Genomic DNA, 15,021 nt, shown 5'->3' on the forward strand with positions numbered 1-15,021 from the left:
GGTTGACTGCCATGCCTCATTCTACGACAAGTCAACACCATATTCGAGTAAAGTTTCGAGTCTGTGGAAAGGCTCGAGAGGCGCCCGAACCGCGGATTCAACTGGCTGTTGCAACGAGTCTCTCGTTAAGGACGTGGGCGGGAGTCTGCCAGTTCAGGGTCATCCGGGGGCGGGTGTTGAGCCTGAGGGCGACGTCGTCGCAGGCGGTCTGAGTCAGCTCGCGTAGGTCGGCGCCCTTGGGCCAGTACTGGCGTAGCAGGCCGTTGGTGTTCTCGTTGGTGCCGCGCTGCCAGGGCGACTGTGGGTCGCAGAAGTAGACCGGGACACCGGTGGCGATCTCGAACTGGGCGTGCTGGGCAATCTCGCCGCCGCGGTCCCAGGTGATCGAGCGGCGCAGGCTCAATGGCAGGGTCGCGATCATCTCGGTCAGGCTCATCCGGGCCGCCTCAGCCGTGTGCCGCCCCGGCAGGGGGGCAAGCAGCACGAACCGGCTGGACCGCTCGACCAGGGTGATCACCGCCCCCTTGCCGTTGCCGCCCATCAGCAGGTCGCCCTCCCAGTGGCCCGGCACCGCACGGTCGGTGACCTCGGCTGGCCGGGCCCGGATGGTGATGTCCTCGGTGATGCCCAGGGTGGCGCGCTTGGCCCCGCCGTTCTGAGGCTTGCGGCGGGTTCGGCGACTGCGCAGGTGCGCGGTCAGCTCCTTCTTCAGCTCGCCCTTGGTCTGGACGAACAGCGACTGGTAGATCGTCTCGTGATTCACGCGCATCACCGGATCGTGCGGGTACAGGGCCGGCAGCGTCTTCGCGATCTGCTGCGGTGACCAGTCTGCCCGCAACAACTCCCACACCTTGGCCCGCAGCCGGGCGTGGTCCAGCCGCCGAGGCTTCGGACGCCGCGCCTTGTGCGTCGCCCACCGATGCGCCCGCTCAGCGTCGTAGACCCGCTGGTAGCCCTGCCCGTCCCCGCGACCAGTTCGTCGCTTGGGCGAACGGGACCCCGGCGCGGAGAAGCTCCTCGCCAGCTCCCGGCTCACCGTCGAGGGATGCTTGCCGATGATCGAGGCGATCTGCCCCTGCGACAACCCGATCCGGTACCCCCGCTCAATCGTCCGTCGCTGCTCGACCGTCAACCGCGCACCAGGCATGACCGGAACTCTTCCAACTCAGTCACGAGTTGCAACTACCGGTTGAAACCACGAACCGGGTCGGCCGGAGCAGCGGCGGAGCCGCAAGCCGGGAGCCGGCGCCACCCCGAGCGGGCTGTCGCCATCGCCAGCCAAGGACGCCGATCACAGACAGCCGACAAGCCCGAGGACCACAGCGAGCCAAGCGGAACCACCGAGCAGGAAGTCCGCCAGTCCGGCCGGGTCCATCCGCTGGACGTGCGAGGAGAATGGGGCTGTGGGTCGACAGAAGGCTGCGGAGCGAACCGGCCCAGTCGTGCGCCTCGGCAGCCGTGCGCAGCGTGTCGTCGGGCGGGCCGTCGGGGGCGGCAGCCGTTCGTCTTCGTGGGGCCTGGCCGCCCGTTGTTCGCAGAGGGCCCTGGCGGCGCTCGGTCACTGGTCGCGACGCGTGGGCCGCGAACCGGGAGCCGACGGCCACGACGAGCCACCCCCTCGGTAGCCAGCCGAACCCCGGCCGTCCGAGGAAGAACGACAGATCAGCCCTTCGGGATGTGGATGTCGTACTGCGCCACCTTGCGGTAGATCGTCGCCCGGCTCATCCCGAGCTCCTCGGCGGCTTCCTTCATGGTGACCCCCGGCCGGGTCAGCACCCGCACGATCTCCTCGCGCTCGAACGCCTCGATCCGGGTCAGCCGGTGCGCCGTTCCGGAGAGCACCTCCGACGGCAGGTGCCGCACGTCGATGACATCGGTACGCGCGGCGGCGTCGCGGACCACCCGGTTCAGCTGGTCGACGTTGCCGGGCCAGCCACAGCTCGCGAGCGCCTGGACGGCCGCGGGGGTGATGTCGACGTCGCGACCGCGCACCCGCCGGGCGGCGTGCCGGGCCAGCGGGAGGATGTCGTCGAGCCGCTCACGCAGCGGCGGCACCTGCACCACGGTTCCGACCAGGCCGGCCAGCGGGGCAGGGATGTCCTCGAAGCGCTCCGCGGTGATCGAGAACGGCAGGCACGGGACGGAGGCCTGGGCGCGCACCACCAGCTCCCTGAGCCGCTCGGCCGCCCACACCGGCAACGCGTCGACGTCACACACCACCACCGCAGTGTTGGGCTTACCCAGCTCGGGCGACCAGAGCGACAGCCACGGCTCGATGTCCTGCGCCGCCGGCGAGCTGGCGGAGAGGATCCGGTCCCTTGGGAGCGCGTGCCGCTGCGCCTGAGCGAGCATCGTGCCCCGGCCCGCGCCCGGCTCCCCCACCGCGGCGACCACGCGCCCGGCGACCATCGCCTGCTCGGCCCGGGCCACCGCGTCCAGCCATGTCGGCGACAGCTCCTGGAGGGTCCCCGACCCGGGTTCGGTCTCGACCCGGAACACCTCGCCGCGAGGCGCCGGGCGCGGCCGCTGGCCGCGCGACCGGGCCAGCATCAACGCGGTGGTGTTGCCGGCGGCCGACTGTGCCAGCGCGAGCAGCAGGTCGCTGGAGGACTTCGACCAGGTGGTGAGGTTGACGCTCCCCTCCAGCCGACCGGTCAGCGGGTCGAGCACGGGCACCGCGGCGCAGGTGTACGTGCACAGGCTCAGCGAGTAGTGCTCCTCGGCGCGCACGACGGTCGGCACCCGGTCGGCGAGCGCCAGCCCGAGGCCATTGGTCCCCGCCGCTCGTTCGGAATAGGCGAACCCGGGCGCGAGGTGCACCGCGTCCAGGGCGCGGAGCAGCGACGTGTCCCCACTGAGCCGGTTGAGCACCAGCCCGTCCGCATCGGTGAGCATCAGGGAGATCGGCTCGTTGACCAGCGTGCGGTGCAGGTCGGTGAGCACCTCCCGGCCGCACTCGAAGAAGAGCGACTCCTCGTCGTAGGTCCCCGTGAAGACCGGCTCGACCGACTCCAGGGGGACGCCGTAGTCCTGGCTGCGCTGCCACGAGGCGAGCAGCCGGTCCGACACGACCCGACCGTCTGGCACCCCACGCAGCCCGGGGACCTCGAGCGCGCGGTGCATACGCACGCGCTCCGGCAGCTCGCTCTCGCTCATGACGCCCCCTCCGACCGTGCGGCAAGTCCGGCCCCGAGATGTGACCGACGTTACATGCGGCGCGACGAGAGGCCGAGAGAACGGCGTCTCAGATTGAGACACCACCGGTCTCAGATTGAGACGCAGCGACCGGTCGCAGGCGCTCCGGGCCGACTTACGTTCGACGGCATCAGTGACGCCGGTCACGTGGAAACGGAGATGCACATGTACACCAAGGACGGCGAGAGCTACTTCATCGTCGACGCCCACATCGCCCTGTGGGACGGCCGCCCCGAGAACCAGAAGAACATCCACGGCAAGCAGTTCATCGACTGCTTCTACGACTACCACCGCAACCTCTCCCCCGAGCAGGCCCAGTGGACCTACGAGGACTACCTCTACCAGGGCGGCGATCGGCTGATGAAGGACCTGTTCGAGGACGGGTACGTCGACCACGCCATCTTCCAGCCCGCCTTCCTCGGCGAGTTCTACCACCGCGGCTTCGGCCAGACCGAGGAGGCGTTCGCGCTCGCCCGGGCCAACCCGGGCAAGCTCACCTACAACCACAACTTCGACCCGCGCAACGGCGAGGCCGGCCTCGACCAGCTCCGCGCCGATGCCGAGCGCTTCGGCCTCAAGGGCGTGAAGCTCTACACCGCCGAGTGGCACGGCGACTCGCGCGGGTGGCGGCTCGACGACCCGTGGGCCTACCGCTACTTCGAGGCCTGCCGCGAGCTCGGCATCACCAACATCCACATCCACAAGGGACCGACCATCCGGCCCCTGGACCGCGACTCGTTCGACGTCGCCGACGTCGACCACGTGGCCACCGACTTCACCGACCTCAACTTCGTCGTGGAGCACTGCGGCCTCCCCCGGCTGGAGGACTTCTGCTGGATCGCCACCCAGGAGCCGAACGTGCACGGCGGTCTGGCGGTCGCCATGCCGTTCATCCACACCCGGCCGCGCTACTTCGCCCAGATCATCGGCGAGCTCCTCTACTGGATCGGCGAGGACCGGATCCAGTTCTCCTCCGACTACGCGCTGTGGACGCCGAAGTGGCTCGTCGAGTCGTTCGTGGACTTCCAGATCCCCGAGGACATGACGGAGTACGCCCCGATCACCACCGAGCAGAAGAAGAAGATCCTCGGCCTGAACGCGGCCAGGATGTACGACATCCCGGTCCCTGCGCAGCTTCAGCTCCCCGAGGACGAGCAGACTGCCGACGAGCCCGCGGTCGGGCCGCGCGGCGCCGACCTGGCGGCGGCGCGATGAGCGTCGCCGCCGTCCCGTCGTACGCGCAGTGGGAGGCCGAGGCGTACGCCGCGCTGGGCACCGTGGTCGACCCGGAGCTCGACGAGCCCATCACCGACCTCGGCTTCGTCCGCACCCTCGAGGTGCACGGCGGGCTGACCCGCGCCGACGTCGTCGTGCACCTGCGGCTGCCCACGTCGTTCTGCTCGCCGAACTTCGCCTACCTGATGGCCTCCGACGCCAAGGACGCCCTCGTCGGCCTGCCGTGGACGGCCCGGGTGGTCGTCGAGCTGGACGACCACCACGACTCCGACATCATCAACCGCGGCCTGGCCACCGACGCGGGCTACAAGGGCACGTTCCTCCACGAGGCGGAGCGCGACCTCGAGGAGCTGCGTACGACGTTCCGCCGCAAGGCCCACACGGCCGCCATGGAGCGCTGCCTGACCGGCCTGCTGCGGGACCAGCCCGGTCGGCCCGTCGAGACGCTCGGCGCGGTGACGCTGGGCGACCTGCCGCACGGCCGGCACACCGACGCGCTGCTGCGGCGCCGGCGGGCCCTCGGCCTGCCGGGCGGCGCCGACGCGCTCGTGATGGTCGACCACGACGGCCACGGGTACGCACCCGAGGACGTCCCGCTGAAGCTCCGGATGGCCCGCTCCACCCGGATCTCCATCGACGGCAACGCGCACTTCTGCCGCGGTCTGCTGCGCACCCGCTATCCCGGCTCGGAGTCCGACCAGGTCCACCGCGGCGAGGGCGCCGAGCCGGCCGACGCGCACTACGACCCCACGTTCATCCCCCTCTCCACGCTGAAGGAGCACACCTCATGAGCACCATGCGAGCCGTCCAGGTCGTCGGCTACCACCAGGACCTCGAGATGACCGAGGTCCCCGTCCCCGAGCCCACCGGTCCCTGGGACGTGGTCGTGAGGATCGGCGGGGCCGGTGTGTGCCGCACCGACCTGCACATCCTCGAGGGCCAGTGGGCCGAGAAGTCGGGCGTCGCGCTGCCCTACACCATCGGCCACGAGAACGCCGGCTGGGTGCACGCGGTCGGGTCCGCGGTCACCAACGTGGCCGAGGGCGACAAGGTGATCGTGCACCCGCTCATCACCTGCGGCCTGTGCCGCGCCTGCCGCTCCGGGGACGACGTGCACTGCGAGAGCAGCGCCTTCCCGGGGATCGACACCAACGGCGGGTACGCCGAGTACCTCAAGACCTCGGCCCGCAGCGTGGTGAGGATCGACGACTCCCTCGAGCCCGCCGACGTGGCGGCGCTCGCCGACGCCGGCCTCACGGCGTACCACGCCGCGGCGAAGGCGGCCCGGCGCCTGACCCCGCGCGACCGGTGCGTGATCATCGGGGCCGGCGGCCTGGGCCACATCGGGATCCAGGTGCTCAAGGCGATCAGCCCTGCCGAGCTGATCGTCGTGGACCGCAACCCCGAGGCCGTGAAGCTCGCCGTCGCGATCGGCGCCGACCACGGCGTCGTCGCCGAGGGCAAGCAGGTCGAGGAGGTGCTCGACCTCACCGGCGGGCACGGGGCGGAGGTCGTCGTCGACTTCGTCGGCGAGGGCGGCTCGACCGCGGAGGGCGTGCGGATGCTGCGTCGGGCCGGCGACTACCACGTCGTCGGGTACGGCGAGGACATCGACGTCCCGACGATCGACATCATCTCGACCGAGATCAACATCGTCGGCAACCTCGTCGGGTCCTACAACGACCTGCAGGACCTGATGGCCCTGGCCGCCCGCGGCGCGGTGACGCTGCACACCGTGAAGTACGCGCTCGACGACTTCCAGTCCGCCATCGACGACCTGGACGCGGGCCGCATCCGCGGCCGGGCGATCCTCACCCCCTGATCGGAGCAGCGCCATGAAGAACTTCCTCGGCATCGGGGTGTCGGTCGGCGTGCTCGCCGGCCTGTGGACCCAGGTCAGCATCGAGCTCGAGCTCGTCGCGTTCATCGCGTGGGCGTGCTACTTCGCCGCCGGCGGCAGGCGCGACGGCTTCACCAAGGGGCTGGCGGCCAACCTGGCCGGCGTCTTCTGGGGGTGGGTGGCCAGCCAGGTGCTCGAGCAGCTCACGTTCACCGGAGCGGTGGCGATCGCGGTGACCGTGGTGGCGCTCATCCTCTGCGTCCAGGCCGCGGCGGCGCCGTTGTCGTTCATCCCCGGTGCGTTCGCCGGCACCGCCGTGTTCTTCGGCACGGCCTTCGACACGTGGGGCACGGTGATCGCCCTGGTCGCCGGTGCCTGCCTGGGCTGGGTCTCCGACGTCCTCGGCGCCCGGATCCAGGCCCTGGTCGACCGGTCCGCCCCCGCGCCCGAGGTGGAGCCACCCGCCCGGGCCGCCTGAGCGATCAGCCGGCGTAGGGATCGGTGACCTCCCGCAGCTCGGCGAGCAGGGTGCGCAGCCGCTCGAAGCCCCGCTCGCCGAGGTGGCGTCGCCACTCGTCCTCGACCGCGGCGACGGTGCGCCGCGACGCCTCGACCGCGCGGGCGCCGCGCTCGGCGACGACCACCAGCCGGGCCCGGCCGTCGCTGGGGTCGGGCGCCCGGGTGACGTAGCCCGCGGCCTCGAGCTGGTCGACGAGGAACCCCGCCGACTGCTTGGTGATCTGCGACTGCTCGGCCAGGTCGGTCAACCGCGAGCCACCCGGCGCGATCCGCTGGAAGACCCGGGCCTGGGCGAGGGTCAGGTCGTCGAAGCCGGCGTCGGCCAGCTCCCGCATCACCCGGGCCTCCATGGCCCGGTAGGGCAGGAACAGGAGCAGGCCGACGTTGGGCCCGGATCCGGTCACGAGCCGCCTCCCCTTGACGAAGTGGTCAGTCAGTCTGACGATTGTAGTCAGTTGATCTGACCATCCTCCCCGAGGAGGCCGCCATGGAACAACCGCTCGCCACCCTCGACGCGGAGCGAGCCTGGGGGGTCATCGTCGCCGAGCGACGCGGGCTCGCCGACCTGCTGGCGGGGCTGGCACCTGCGCAGTGGGAGGGCCCGTCCCTGTGCACCCGCTGGCGGATCCGGGACGTGGCCGCGCACCTGGCGCTGGTCCCCCACCCGCCGAGCGCGCTGTCGCTGGCGCTCGGAGCGGTCCGCGCTCGCGGCAGCTTCCACCGGCTCAACGAGGAGACCGCCCGCCGGCACGCCGCCATCGGCCCGGACGCGATCGTCGCGGAGCTGCGTGAGCACGCCGAGTCCCGGAAGGTCCCGGTGGTGTCGAACGCCGACAACGTGCTCTTCGACATCCTCGTCCACGGCCAGGACATCGCCGTGCCGCTGGGCATCGACCGCCCCATGGACCTCGAGGCGGCGCGGGCCGGCGCCGACCGGGTGTGGGCGATGGGCTGGCCGTTCCACGCCAGGCGGCGGCTGGCGGGGCTGCGGCTCGTCGCCACCGACATCGCCTGGGCGCGCGGCACCGGCCTCGAGGTGCGCGGCCCGATCCGAGCCCACCTCCTGGCGCTCACCGGACGGCCGGCGGCGCGGCGCGAGCTGTCCGGCCCGGGCACGGAGCACCTCCCCCTGTGACACGCTCGGGGCATGCGCGTCGTCAGCGTGGGGTTCGCCCCGGTCAAGGGCACCCGCTGGGCGACGTACGACGCCGTGACGCTGGACCGCCACGGGCCGGTCGGTGACCGGGCGTTCTGCCTCGTCGACGTGGCCGCGCGCCAGGTCCTCCGGACGGTGCAGAACCCGACGCTGCTGGCCGTGCGGTCCCACTGGGACGGCCGGGTCCTCGAGCTCGCACTGCCCTCGGGCGGGGTGGCGTCGGCGCCGGCAGTCCCCAGCGGCGAGCGGGTGACCTGCGACTACTGGGGCCGCCCGGCCGACCTGGCGCTCCTCGACGGGCCGCACGCGGCGCTCGCCTCGGCATGGCTCGGCCGGCCGGTCCGGCTGGCCGCGGCCCCGCGGGGCGCCGTGGTGTACGGCGCGCCGGTCAGCGTGGTCTCCCTCGCCTCCCTGCGGATCCTGGCAGACCACGTCGAGCGGCCGGACCTCGCGACCGCGGCCGCGCGGCTGCGGGGCACCGTCGTCATCGACGGCGACGAGCCCTTCGCGGAGCGGACGTGGGTGGGCCGGACGCTGCGGCTCGGCGAGGCCACCGTCCGGGTGCACGAGCCGATCCCCCGCTGCGCCGTCATCGACCTGGACCCGGCCACCGGGGTGGCCTCGGCGCCAATCCTCAAGGCGCTGGGCTCGCTGCCCCGAACGACACCCGGTCTCGACCTCGGCGTGGACGCGCACGTCGTCGAGCCGGGCGTCGTCCGCCCCGGGGACAGCGTCGTTCCGTCCTGAGCGAGGGTCAGCGCGGGGTGTAGACGAGCTTCTTGTTGACGAACTCCTCGATGCCGTACGGCCCGAGCTCGCGGCCCACCCCCGAGCGCTTGGTGCCGCCGAAGGGCAGGTCGGCGACGGAGCCCTGGGCGCTGTTGATCCACACCATGCCGGTGTCGAGGCGGTCGGCGACCTGCTGCGCCTTCTCGACGTCGGCGCTCCACACGACGCCGCCGAGACCGAAGGAGGAGCCGTTGGCCAGCTCGACGGCCTCGTCGGCGTCGGCCACCCGGTAGACGACGGCGACCGGCCCGAACAGCTCCTCGGCGTACGCCCGCATGTCCGGGGTGACGTCGGTCAGCACGGTCGCCTCCATGAACGACCCCGGCCGGTCGACGCGGTGGCCGCCGGTGCGCACCGTCGCGCCCTTGGCGACCGCGTCCTCGACCTGCTCGAGGAGGTTCTGCAGCGCGGTCTCGGAGGAGAGCGGGCCGAACGCCGAGCTCGGGTCCGTGGGGTCGCCGGGGGTGAGGGCGGCCATCGCCGCGGTGAACTGCTCGACGAACGCGTCGTACAGGTCGTCCACGACGATCATCCGCTTCGCGCCGTTGCAGGCCTGGCCGGCGTTGCCCATCCGCCCGCGCACCGCGGACTTCACGGCAGCGCCGAGGTCCTCGGCGTCGAGCAGGATGAACGGGTCGGAGCCGCCGAGCTCCAGCACGACCTTCTTCAGGTTGCGACCGGCGATCTCGGCCACCGCCGAGCCGGCGCGCTCGCTGCCGGTCACCGAGACGCCCGCGACGCGGGGGTCGGCGATGATCTCGGCGGCCTGGTCGTTGGTGGCGAAGACGTTCAGGTAGGCGTCGGCGGGGAGCCCGGCGTCGACGAAGACCTGCTCGATCGCGAGCGCCGACTCGGGGCACTGCGGGGCGTGCTTGAGGATGATCGTGTTGCCCACCATCAGGTTGGGCGCCGCGAAGCGGGCCACCTGGTAGTAGGGGAAGTTCCACGGCATGATCCCGAGCAGCGGCCCGACCGGGTCCTTGCGCACCACCGCGTCGCCGCCCATCCTCGGGCTCAGCGGGGTGTCCGCCAGCAGCTCCGGACCCTCCTCCGCGTAGTAGCGGTAGATGGAGGCGACCAGCTTGATCTCGCCCTTGCCCTCGCGCAGCGGCTTGCCCATCTCGCGGGCGATGATCGCCGCCAGCTCGTCGGCGCGCTCCTCGTAGAGCTCGGCCACGCGCAGCAGCACCTTGGTGCGCTCGTCCCTGCCCGTGGTCCGCCAGGAGCCGTAGGCGCGGTGCGACCGCTCGAGCACGTCCCGCACCTCGGCGTCCGTCGCGGTGGGGTACTCCTTCACGAGCTCGCCGGTGGCCGGGTTGACGATCTGGTAGTCAGTCATGCACCCGACGCTACGGCGGCCACCCCCGCGCGCAAGGTGACCCTCGACACCAGCGGCCGCGGGAATGCCCCGGCGGGTGCCGGGGTTCGGGCAGACAGCACCCGGGCTCTTCTCTGAGTGGTTGGGCATCGACGTCTCAGGAGGGCCGAGCATGGGCAGGCACACGGCAGCGACGGAACGCAGGACCGACTACCGGGTGACGTTCCTCGTGCTCTGCCTCGGCGTCTCGTCGTTCTCGCTGCTGCAGTCCATGGTCAACCCGGTGCTGCCGACGATCGAGGCGGCGCTCGACACGGACCAGGCGACGGTCACGTGGGTGCTCACGGCGTACCTCCTCTCCGCGTCGGTCTTCACGCCCATCATCGGCCGGGTCGGCGACAAGGTCGGCAAGGAGCGGATGCTCGTCTTCGCCCTCGCGGCGCTCACCGTCGGCTCGCTGATGGCCGCGCTGGCCCCCACGATCGGCGTGCTGATCGCAGCCCGTGCGGTCCAGGGCATCGGCGGCGGCGTGCTGCCGCTGACCTTCGGGATCATCCGCGACGAGTTCCCGCGCGACAAGGTCGCCGGCGCCGTCGGTACGTCGGCCGCGCTGCTCGCGGTCGGCGGCGGGTTCGGGCTGGTCCTGGCCGGCCCCGTGGTCAACGCGCTGAGCTACCACTGGCTGTTCTGGCTGCCGATGGTCATGACCCTCGTCGCCGCCGTCGCGGCCGCCGTGTGGGTCCCCGAGTCACCCGAGCGCACGCCGGGCCGGATCAACGTCGGCAGTGCCCTGCTGCTCTCGGCCTGGCTGGTCGCCCTGCTGCTGGCCGTCAGCCAGGGGCACAGCTGGGGCTGGAGCTCGGGACGTGTGCTCGGCCTCTTCGTGGTGGCCGCGGTCCTGCTGCCGATATGGGTGGTCGCGGAGTCCCGCAGCGACCAGCCGCTGGTCGACATGCAGATGATGCGGATCCCCACCGTGTGGACCGTGAACCTGGTCGCCCTGCTCTTCGGCATGGGGATGTACTCCATGTTCGCGTTCCTGCCCCAGTTCCTGCAGACGCCCGAGCTCACCGGCTACGGCTTCGGCGTCTCGGTCACCGAGTCCGGCCTCCTGCTCCTGCCCCAGACCGCGGCGACGTTCATCGCCGGTGTCTTCTCCGGACGGCTCGCCGCCCGGTTCGGCTCCAAGGCGATCCTGGTCGCCGGCGCGGCCCTGACGGCGCTCGGCACCCTCGGCCTCACCGTGGCGCACGACAGCCTGTGGCAGGTGGTCGTCGAGACCACGGTCCTCGGCCTCGCCTTCGGCCTCGCGTTCGCCGCCATGTCGAACCTGGTGGTCGACGCGGTCCCGCAGACCCAGACCGGCGTCGCCAGCGGCATGAACGCCAACATCCGCACCGTCGGCGGCGCCCTCGGAGGTGCGCTGCTGGCCAGCGTGGTCACCGCCAGCCTGCGCCCCGACGGCCTGCCGGTCGAGGCGGGCTACACGCACGGGTTCGGCGTCCTGGTGGTCACCTCCGGGCTCGCGGCCCTGGTGGCGGTGTTCGTCCCGGTCGTCCGCGCCCGCACGCACGTCGTGCCGGGCCCGCAGGCGGAGTACGAGGCGCGTCACGCGGCCCTCTCACGCGAGGGCGCCGAAGAAGTCGCACCGGCCCCACACGCCTGACCCCCGGTCCCGGGCCTGTGCCTCCGCCCGGCGCATGAGGCCGATGTAGCGGTCGTTGGGCTCGTACAGCACCGAGCGTGCCGCGCCCGAGCGCACCAGCTCGAGGTTGACGAACTCCCCGTCGGCGTTCCAGACGTAGAGCAGCGTGCGGCCGTAGGGGTCGACGAGGTCCTTGTCCGGGAGCACCCAGACCTTCGACCCCGGCGGTGCCAGCCGCTCCAGCTCCGCCGCGGCCCGCTTCGCGTAGCACTCGACCGGCGCACCCGGCTCGACGCTCTCGGGGGTGTCGATCTCGAGGAGCCGCACCGGGGTCCGGTCGCCGACGGGCACGCCCCGGGTGCCTTCGGGCACCCGCAGCTCGAGCGTGTCGCCGTCCACCACCCGCACCACCGTGGCCGTGCGCGCCCCCGCCGGTCGGGAGACGTCGTCGCGCGCCACGGCGGGCGGGGCGGCGGTCTCAGGTGGTGCCGACGTCGTGCTCAGCCACCATGCGCCCATGGCTCCCGCCACCAGCAGGGCCCCGCCGATCCCGCGCATGCACGCACCTCCCCGTACCCACGAGGATGCGCCCGACCACCGACACGGTCACGGTGCGGGCGCCGGGGATACCGCGGATCGGGGACCCGGCGTCAGCGACCCAGCAGGGACAGCGCCGCGTCGACGATCGAGCCGGTGTCGATGCCGTGCAGCGCGTAGGCGTCCTCGAGGCCCGAGGACTGGCCGAACTCGCTCACGCCCAGGCACCGGGTCCGGTCGCCGCGCAGGCCGGCCAGGAAGGACAGCGTGTGCGGGTGGCCGTCGAGCACGGTCACCAGGGGCGCGGGGTGCCCGGCCGGGAACAGCTCCTCGGCGATCCCGCTCCCCTCGCCCGACGAGCGGCTGGCCCGCTGCTGCCAGGAGCGGAACACCAGGTCCGGCGAGGTCAGGCAGACCACGCCCGTCGTCACCCCGGAGGACTCCAGCAGCTCGGCCGCGGCGAGCACCTCGGGCATCATCGCGCCCACGCCGACCAGGGTGACCTGCTCGGTGGCCGGGTCGTGCGAGGTGATCCGGTAGCCGCCGGCCACCGCCTGACGGCGCCGCCGCTCCAGCAGCGCCGGCTCCTCGGGCAGCCGGGCCAGCGCCGGGTCGAGCGGCCGCGTGGAGAGCCGGAAGTACGCCGAGGTGCCGCCCGGGACGCCCACCTGCGACATCGCGTGCAGGAAGCACCACTCCAGGTCGGGTGCGAACGCCGGCTCCCAGGCCACGCAGCCGGGCTGCTCGAGCCCGATCGAGGGCGTGGTGATCGACTGGTGCGCGCCTCCCTCCGGCGCCAGCGTCACGCCGGACGGCGTACCGACCAGGATCGACTGCCCGCCTGAGTAGATGCCGTAGGACCACGGCTCCAGCGCCCGCGACACGAACGGGTCGTAGAGCGTCGCGATCGGGATCAGCCGCTCGCCCCAGCGCGACCAGGTCGCGCCCAGCTCGCCGAGCAGCCCGACCAGGTTGACCTCGGCGATGCCGAGCTCGATGTGCTGGCCGTTGCTGACCTCGGACCACTTCAGGACGCGCTCGGTGTCGTCGGCGAACCAGTCGCGCCGGTCGTGCACCGACCACACCCCGGTCTTGTTGATCCAGCCGCCGATGTTCGTCGAGGACGCGACGTCGGGGCTGCAGGTGACCACCCGCGCCGCCGCCTCCGGGACGTCGTGCTTGAGGTCGGCGAGCAGCCGCCCCAGGGCCGCCTGCGTCGAGACCGCCTTGCGGTGCGGGTGGCCGAGCGTGGTCGGCACGGCGACGGCGGCGGGGGCCGCGACGGGCGTGCGCCGCAGCGCGTCGCCGCGGGCGCGGCACAGGTCGGCCGCGGCACTGCCGGGCTCGAACACGGCCCACGGGTCCTGCAGCGAGGTGCCGGAGGCGTCGGCCAGGGCGTGCATCTGTGCCTCGGTGAGCAGCGCGGAGTGGTTGTTGGGGTGGCCCTCGGTGGGCAGGCCGCGGCCCTTGACGGTGTAGGCGAAGACCACGGTCGGCCGGTCGTCGTCGACGGCGCCGAAGGTGTCGACGAGCAGCCCGAGGTCGTGGCCGCCGAGGTCGCGCACGGCAGCGGCGAGCTGCGCGGTGGGCACCTGGTCGAGCAGCGCGCGCAGCTGCGGCGAGCCGCCCTCCCCCATGATCCGGTCGGCGACCTCGGACGAGTCGACGCGGAGCATCCGCTGGTACTCCTCGTTCGGCATCTCCTCGAGCCGGCGTCGCAGCTCCTCACCGCCGGGACGCTCGAACAGCTCGGAGATCAGGCGGCCCCACTTGAGCGTCACGACCTGCCAGCCGGCGGCCTCGAACATGCCCTGCAGCCGGGCGATCTGGATGTCGGGCACGACCCGGTCCAGGGACTGCCGGTTCAGGTCCACGACCCAGAGCAGCTCGCCGAGGTGGGCGACCTGCGGGTCGGCCACGGCCTCCCAGATGGCGCCCTCGTCGAGCTCGGCGTCACCGAGCAGGCTCACGAACCGGCCGGCCGGGGGCGCGTCGGCGAACTGCGAGCGCACGTAGCGGTGCGCGATGGCCGCCCAGAGGGCGGCGGTGGCACCGATGCCCACCGAGCCGGTGGAGAAGTCGACGGTGTCGGGGTCCTTCAGCCGCGACGGGTAGGACTGGAGTCCACCCTTGGCGCGCAGCGTCGGCAGGTAGCGCGCGTCGAGGTCGCCGAGCAGGTAGTTGATCGCGTGCAGCACCGGCGAGGCGTGCGGCTTCACCGACACCCGGTCCTCGCCGGTCAGCTCGTGGAACCACAGCGCCACCATGATGTCGACCATCGACGCCGAGGACGACTGGTGGCCACCCACCTTGACGCCGCTGGTGTTGGGGCGACCGCGGTTGGCGGCGTCCACGATCGCGGCGGAGAGCCACAGCACCCGCTGGGAGATCTCCCGCAGGGTGGCGGCGTCCTCGTCGGTGAGGGCAGGGGCTGCGTGGTCGAGCTGGCTCATCGTGTCCTTCCCCGGGGTGTGGGCACAGTGATGATCGCGCACCGGGGCGGCGGGCCGCCACGCCGCCCCGGTCGCGTGCCTCACGGGCTCACCGCAGGACCTGCAGGCGGCGCAGCTCGACCTCGATGTCGCGCTGCTGGCGGCGCCGCAGCTCGTCCACGCGCTGTCGCTTCTCGTCGCGGGTCAGGGAGTGCCAGCTGCGGCGGGTGGTCGTCCTGGTCATGGTGGTGTCCTTCGTCGCGTGCCCGCCACGGTGACGAGCAGGTCCAGCGTGCTGGTGGCGACTTGCAGCCCGCTTGGAGTCGCCTTTGAGACCGCTCAGGGTCACCCGCC

14 protein-coding genes are annotated in these 15,021 nt (G+C 72.3%); 7 read left to right on the top strand and 7 right to left on the bottom strand.

What is annotated here, in order from left to right; genetic code table 11:
- Window positions 1-97: 97 nt before the first annotated feature.
- Complete coding sequence (locus ACFO9I_RS00005) at window positions 98-1,147, bottom strand: IS30 family transposase (RefSeq protein WP_379176538.1); 1,050 nt, start codon at window positions 1,145-1,147, stop codon at window positions 98-100.
- Between the two features lie 515 nt (window positions 1,148-1,662).
- Window positions 1,663-3,156 (bottom strand): helix-turn-helix domain-containing protein, encoded by a 1,494-nt coding sequence (locus tag ACFO9I_RS00010; protein ID WP_379176540.1) that lies wholly within the window; start codon window positions 3,154-3,156, stop codon window positions 1,663-1,665.
- 204 nt (window positions 3,157-3,360) lie between these two features.
- Here ACFO9I_RS00010 and ACFO9I_RS00015 point away from each other — a divergent pair, with 204 nt between their 5' ends.
- From ACFO9I_RS00015 to ACFO9I_RS00030, 4 genes are read left to right on the top strand one after another with little or no spacing between them, the layout of a single operon-like run.
- A complete protein-coding gene (locus ACFO9I_RS00015; RefSeq protein ID WP_379176542.1) occupies window positions 3,361-4,410 on the top strand; it encodes an amidohydrolase family protein in 1,050 nt (349 codons plus the stop codon).
- Window positions 4,407-5,222, top strand: coding sequence for an iron-sulfur cluster assembly protein (locus ACFO9I_RS00020; RefSeq protein ID WP_379176544.1), 816 nt, complete (start codon window positions 4,407-4,409; stop codon window positions 5,220-5,222). The genes ACFO9I_RS00015 and ACFO9I_RS00020 overlap by 4 nt, the downstream gene beginning before the upstream one ends.
- Window positions 5,219-6,253: an NAD(P)-dependent alcohol dehydrogenase gene (locus tag ACFO9I_RS00025; RefSeq protein WP_379176546.1), complete on the top strand. Its 1,035-nt coding sequence runs from the start codon at window positions 5,219-5,221 to the stop codon at window positions 6,251-6,253. Before ACFO9I_RS00020 ends, ACFO9I_RS00025 begins: the two co-directional genes overlap by 4 nt.
- Before the next feature lie 13 nt (window positions 6,254-6,266).
- On the top strand, window positions 6,267-6,749 hold the full coding sequence (locus tag ACFO9I_RS00030) for a DUF1097 domain-containing protein (protein ID WP_379176548.1): 483 nt from the start codon (window positions 6,267-6,269) through the stop codon (window positions 6,747-6,749).
- Between the two features lie 4 nt (window positions 6,750-6,753).
- Here ACFO9I_RS00030 and ACFO9I_RS00035 read toward each other — a convergent pair whose 3' ends face one another.
- Entirely contained in the window at window positions 6,754-7,194 is a 441-nt protein-coding gene (locus ACFO9I_RS00035; protein ID WP_379176550.1) for a MarR family winged helix-turn-helix transcriptional regulator, read from the bottom strand.
- Window positions 7,195-7,277: 83 nt separating this feature from the next.
- Here ACFO9I_RS00035 and ACFO9I_RS00040 point away from each other — a divergent pair, with 83 nt between their 5' ends.
- Both ACFO9I_RS00040 and ACFO9I_RS00045 read left to right on the top strand, forming a co-directional pair.
- The gene (locus ACFO9I_RS00040) at window positions 7,278-7,925 is read left to right on the top strand and encodes a maleylpyruvate isomerase family mycothiol-dependent enzyme (protein ID WP_379176552.1); all 648 of its coding nucleotides are present in this window, start codon (window positions 7,278-7,280) and stop codon (window positions 7,923-7,925) included.
- Between the two features lie 12 nt (window positions 7,926-7,937).
- Window positions 7,938-8,693 carry an MOSC domain-containing protein gene (locus ACFO9I_RS00045; protein WP_379176554.1) on the top strand — a complete coding sequence of 252 codons (756 nt, stop codon included), beginning with the start codon at window positions 7,938-7,940 and terminating at the stop codon, window positions 8,691-8,693.
- Window positions 8,694-8,700: 7 nt separating this feature from the next.
- On the opposite strand, the gene ACFO9I_RS00050 is transcribed toward ACFO9I_RS00045, so the two are convergent.
- Window positions 8,701-10,074, bottom strand: a complete 1,374-nt coding sequence (locus ACFO9I_RS00050) for an NAD-dependent succinate-semialdehyde dehydrogenase (RefSeq protein WP_379176556.1) — start codon at window positions 10,072-10,074, stop codon at window positions 8,701-8,703.
- Window positions 10,075-10,225: 151 nt separating this feature from the next.
- Between ACFO9I_RS00050 and ACFO9I_RS00055 the strand changes: the two genes are divergently transcribed.
- Window positions 10,226-11,719, top strand: a complete 1,494-nt coding sequence (locus ACFO9I_RS00055; RefSeq protein WP_379176557.1) for an MFS transporter — start codon at window positions 10,226-10,228, stop codon at window positions 11,717-11,719.
- On the opposite strand, the gene ACFO9I_RS00060 is transcribed toward ACFO9I_RS00055, so the two are convergent.
- The 3 genes from ACFO9I_RS00060 to ACFO9I_RS00070 form a co-directional block, all read right to left on the bottom strand.
- Window positions 11,675-12,256, bottom strand: coding sequence for a thermonuclease family protein (locus ACFO9I_RS00060; protein WP_379176559.1), 582 nt, complete (start codon window positions 12,254-12,256; stop codon window positions 11,675-11,677). The two genes, ACFO9I_RS00055 and ACFO9I_RS00060, sit on opposite strands and share 45 nt — an antisense overlap.
- 92 nt (window positions 12,257-12,348) lie before the next feature.
- Window positions 12,349-14,688, bottom strand: coding sequence for a transketolase-like TK C-terminal-containing protein (locus ACFO9I_RS00065; protein WP_379176561.1), 2,340 nt, complete (start codon window positions 14,686-14,688; stop codon window positions 12,349-12,351).
- Window positions 14,689-14,776: 88 nt separating this feature from the next.
- Window positions 14,777-14,911 carry a hypothetical protein gene (locus tag ACFO9I_RS00070; RefSeq protein WP_379176562.1) on the bottom strand — a complete coding sequence of 45 codons (135 nt, stop codon included), beginning with the start codon at window positions 14,909-14,911 and terminating at the stop codon, window positions 14,777-14,779.
- Window positions 14,912-15,021: the final 110 nt, after the last annotated feature.

Source organism: Nocardioides sp. GCM10023255 (genome assembly GCF_042653125.1).
Classification (GTDB): domain Bacteria; phylum Actinomycetota; class Actinomycetes; order Propionibacteriales; family Nocardioidaceae; genus Nocardioides.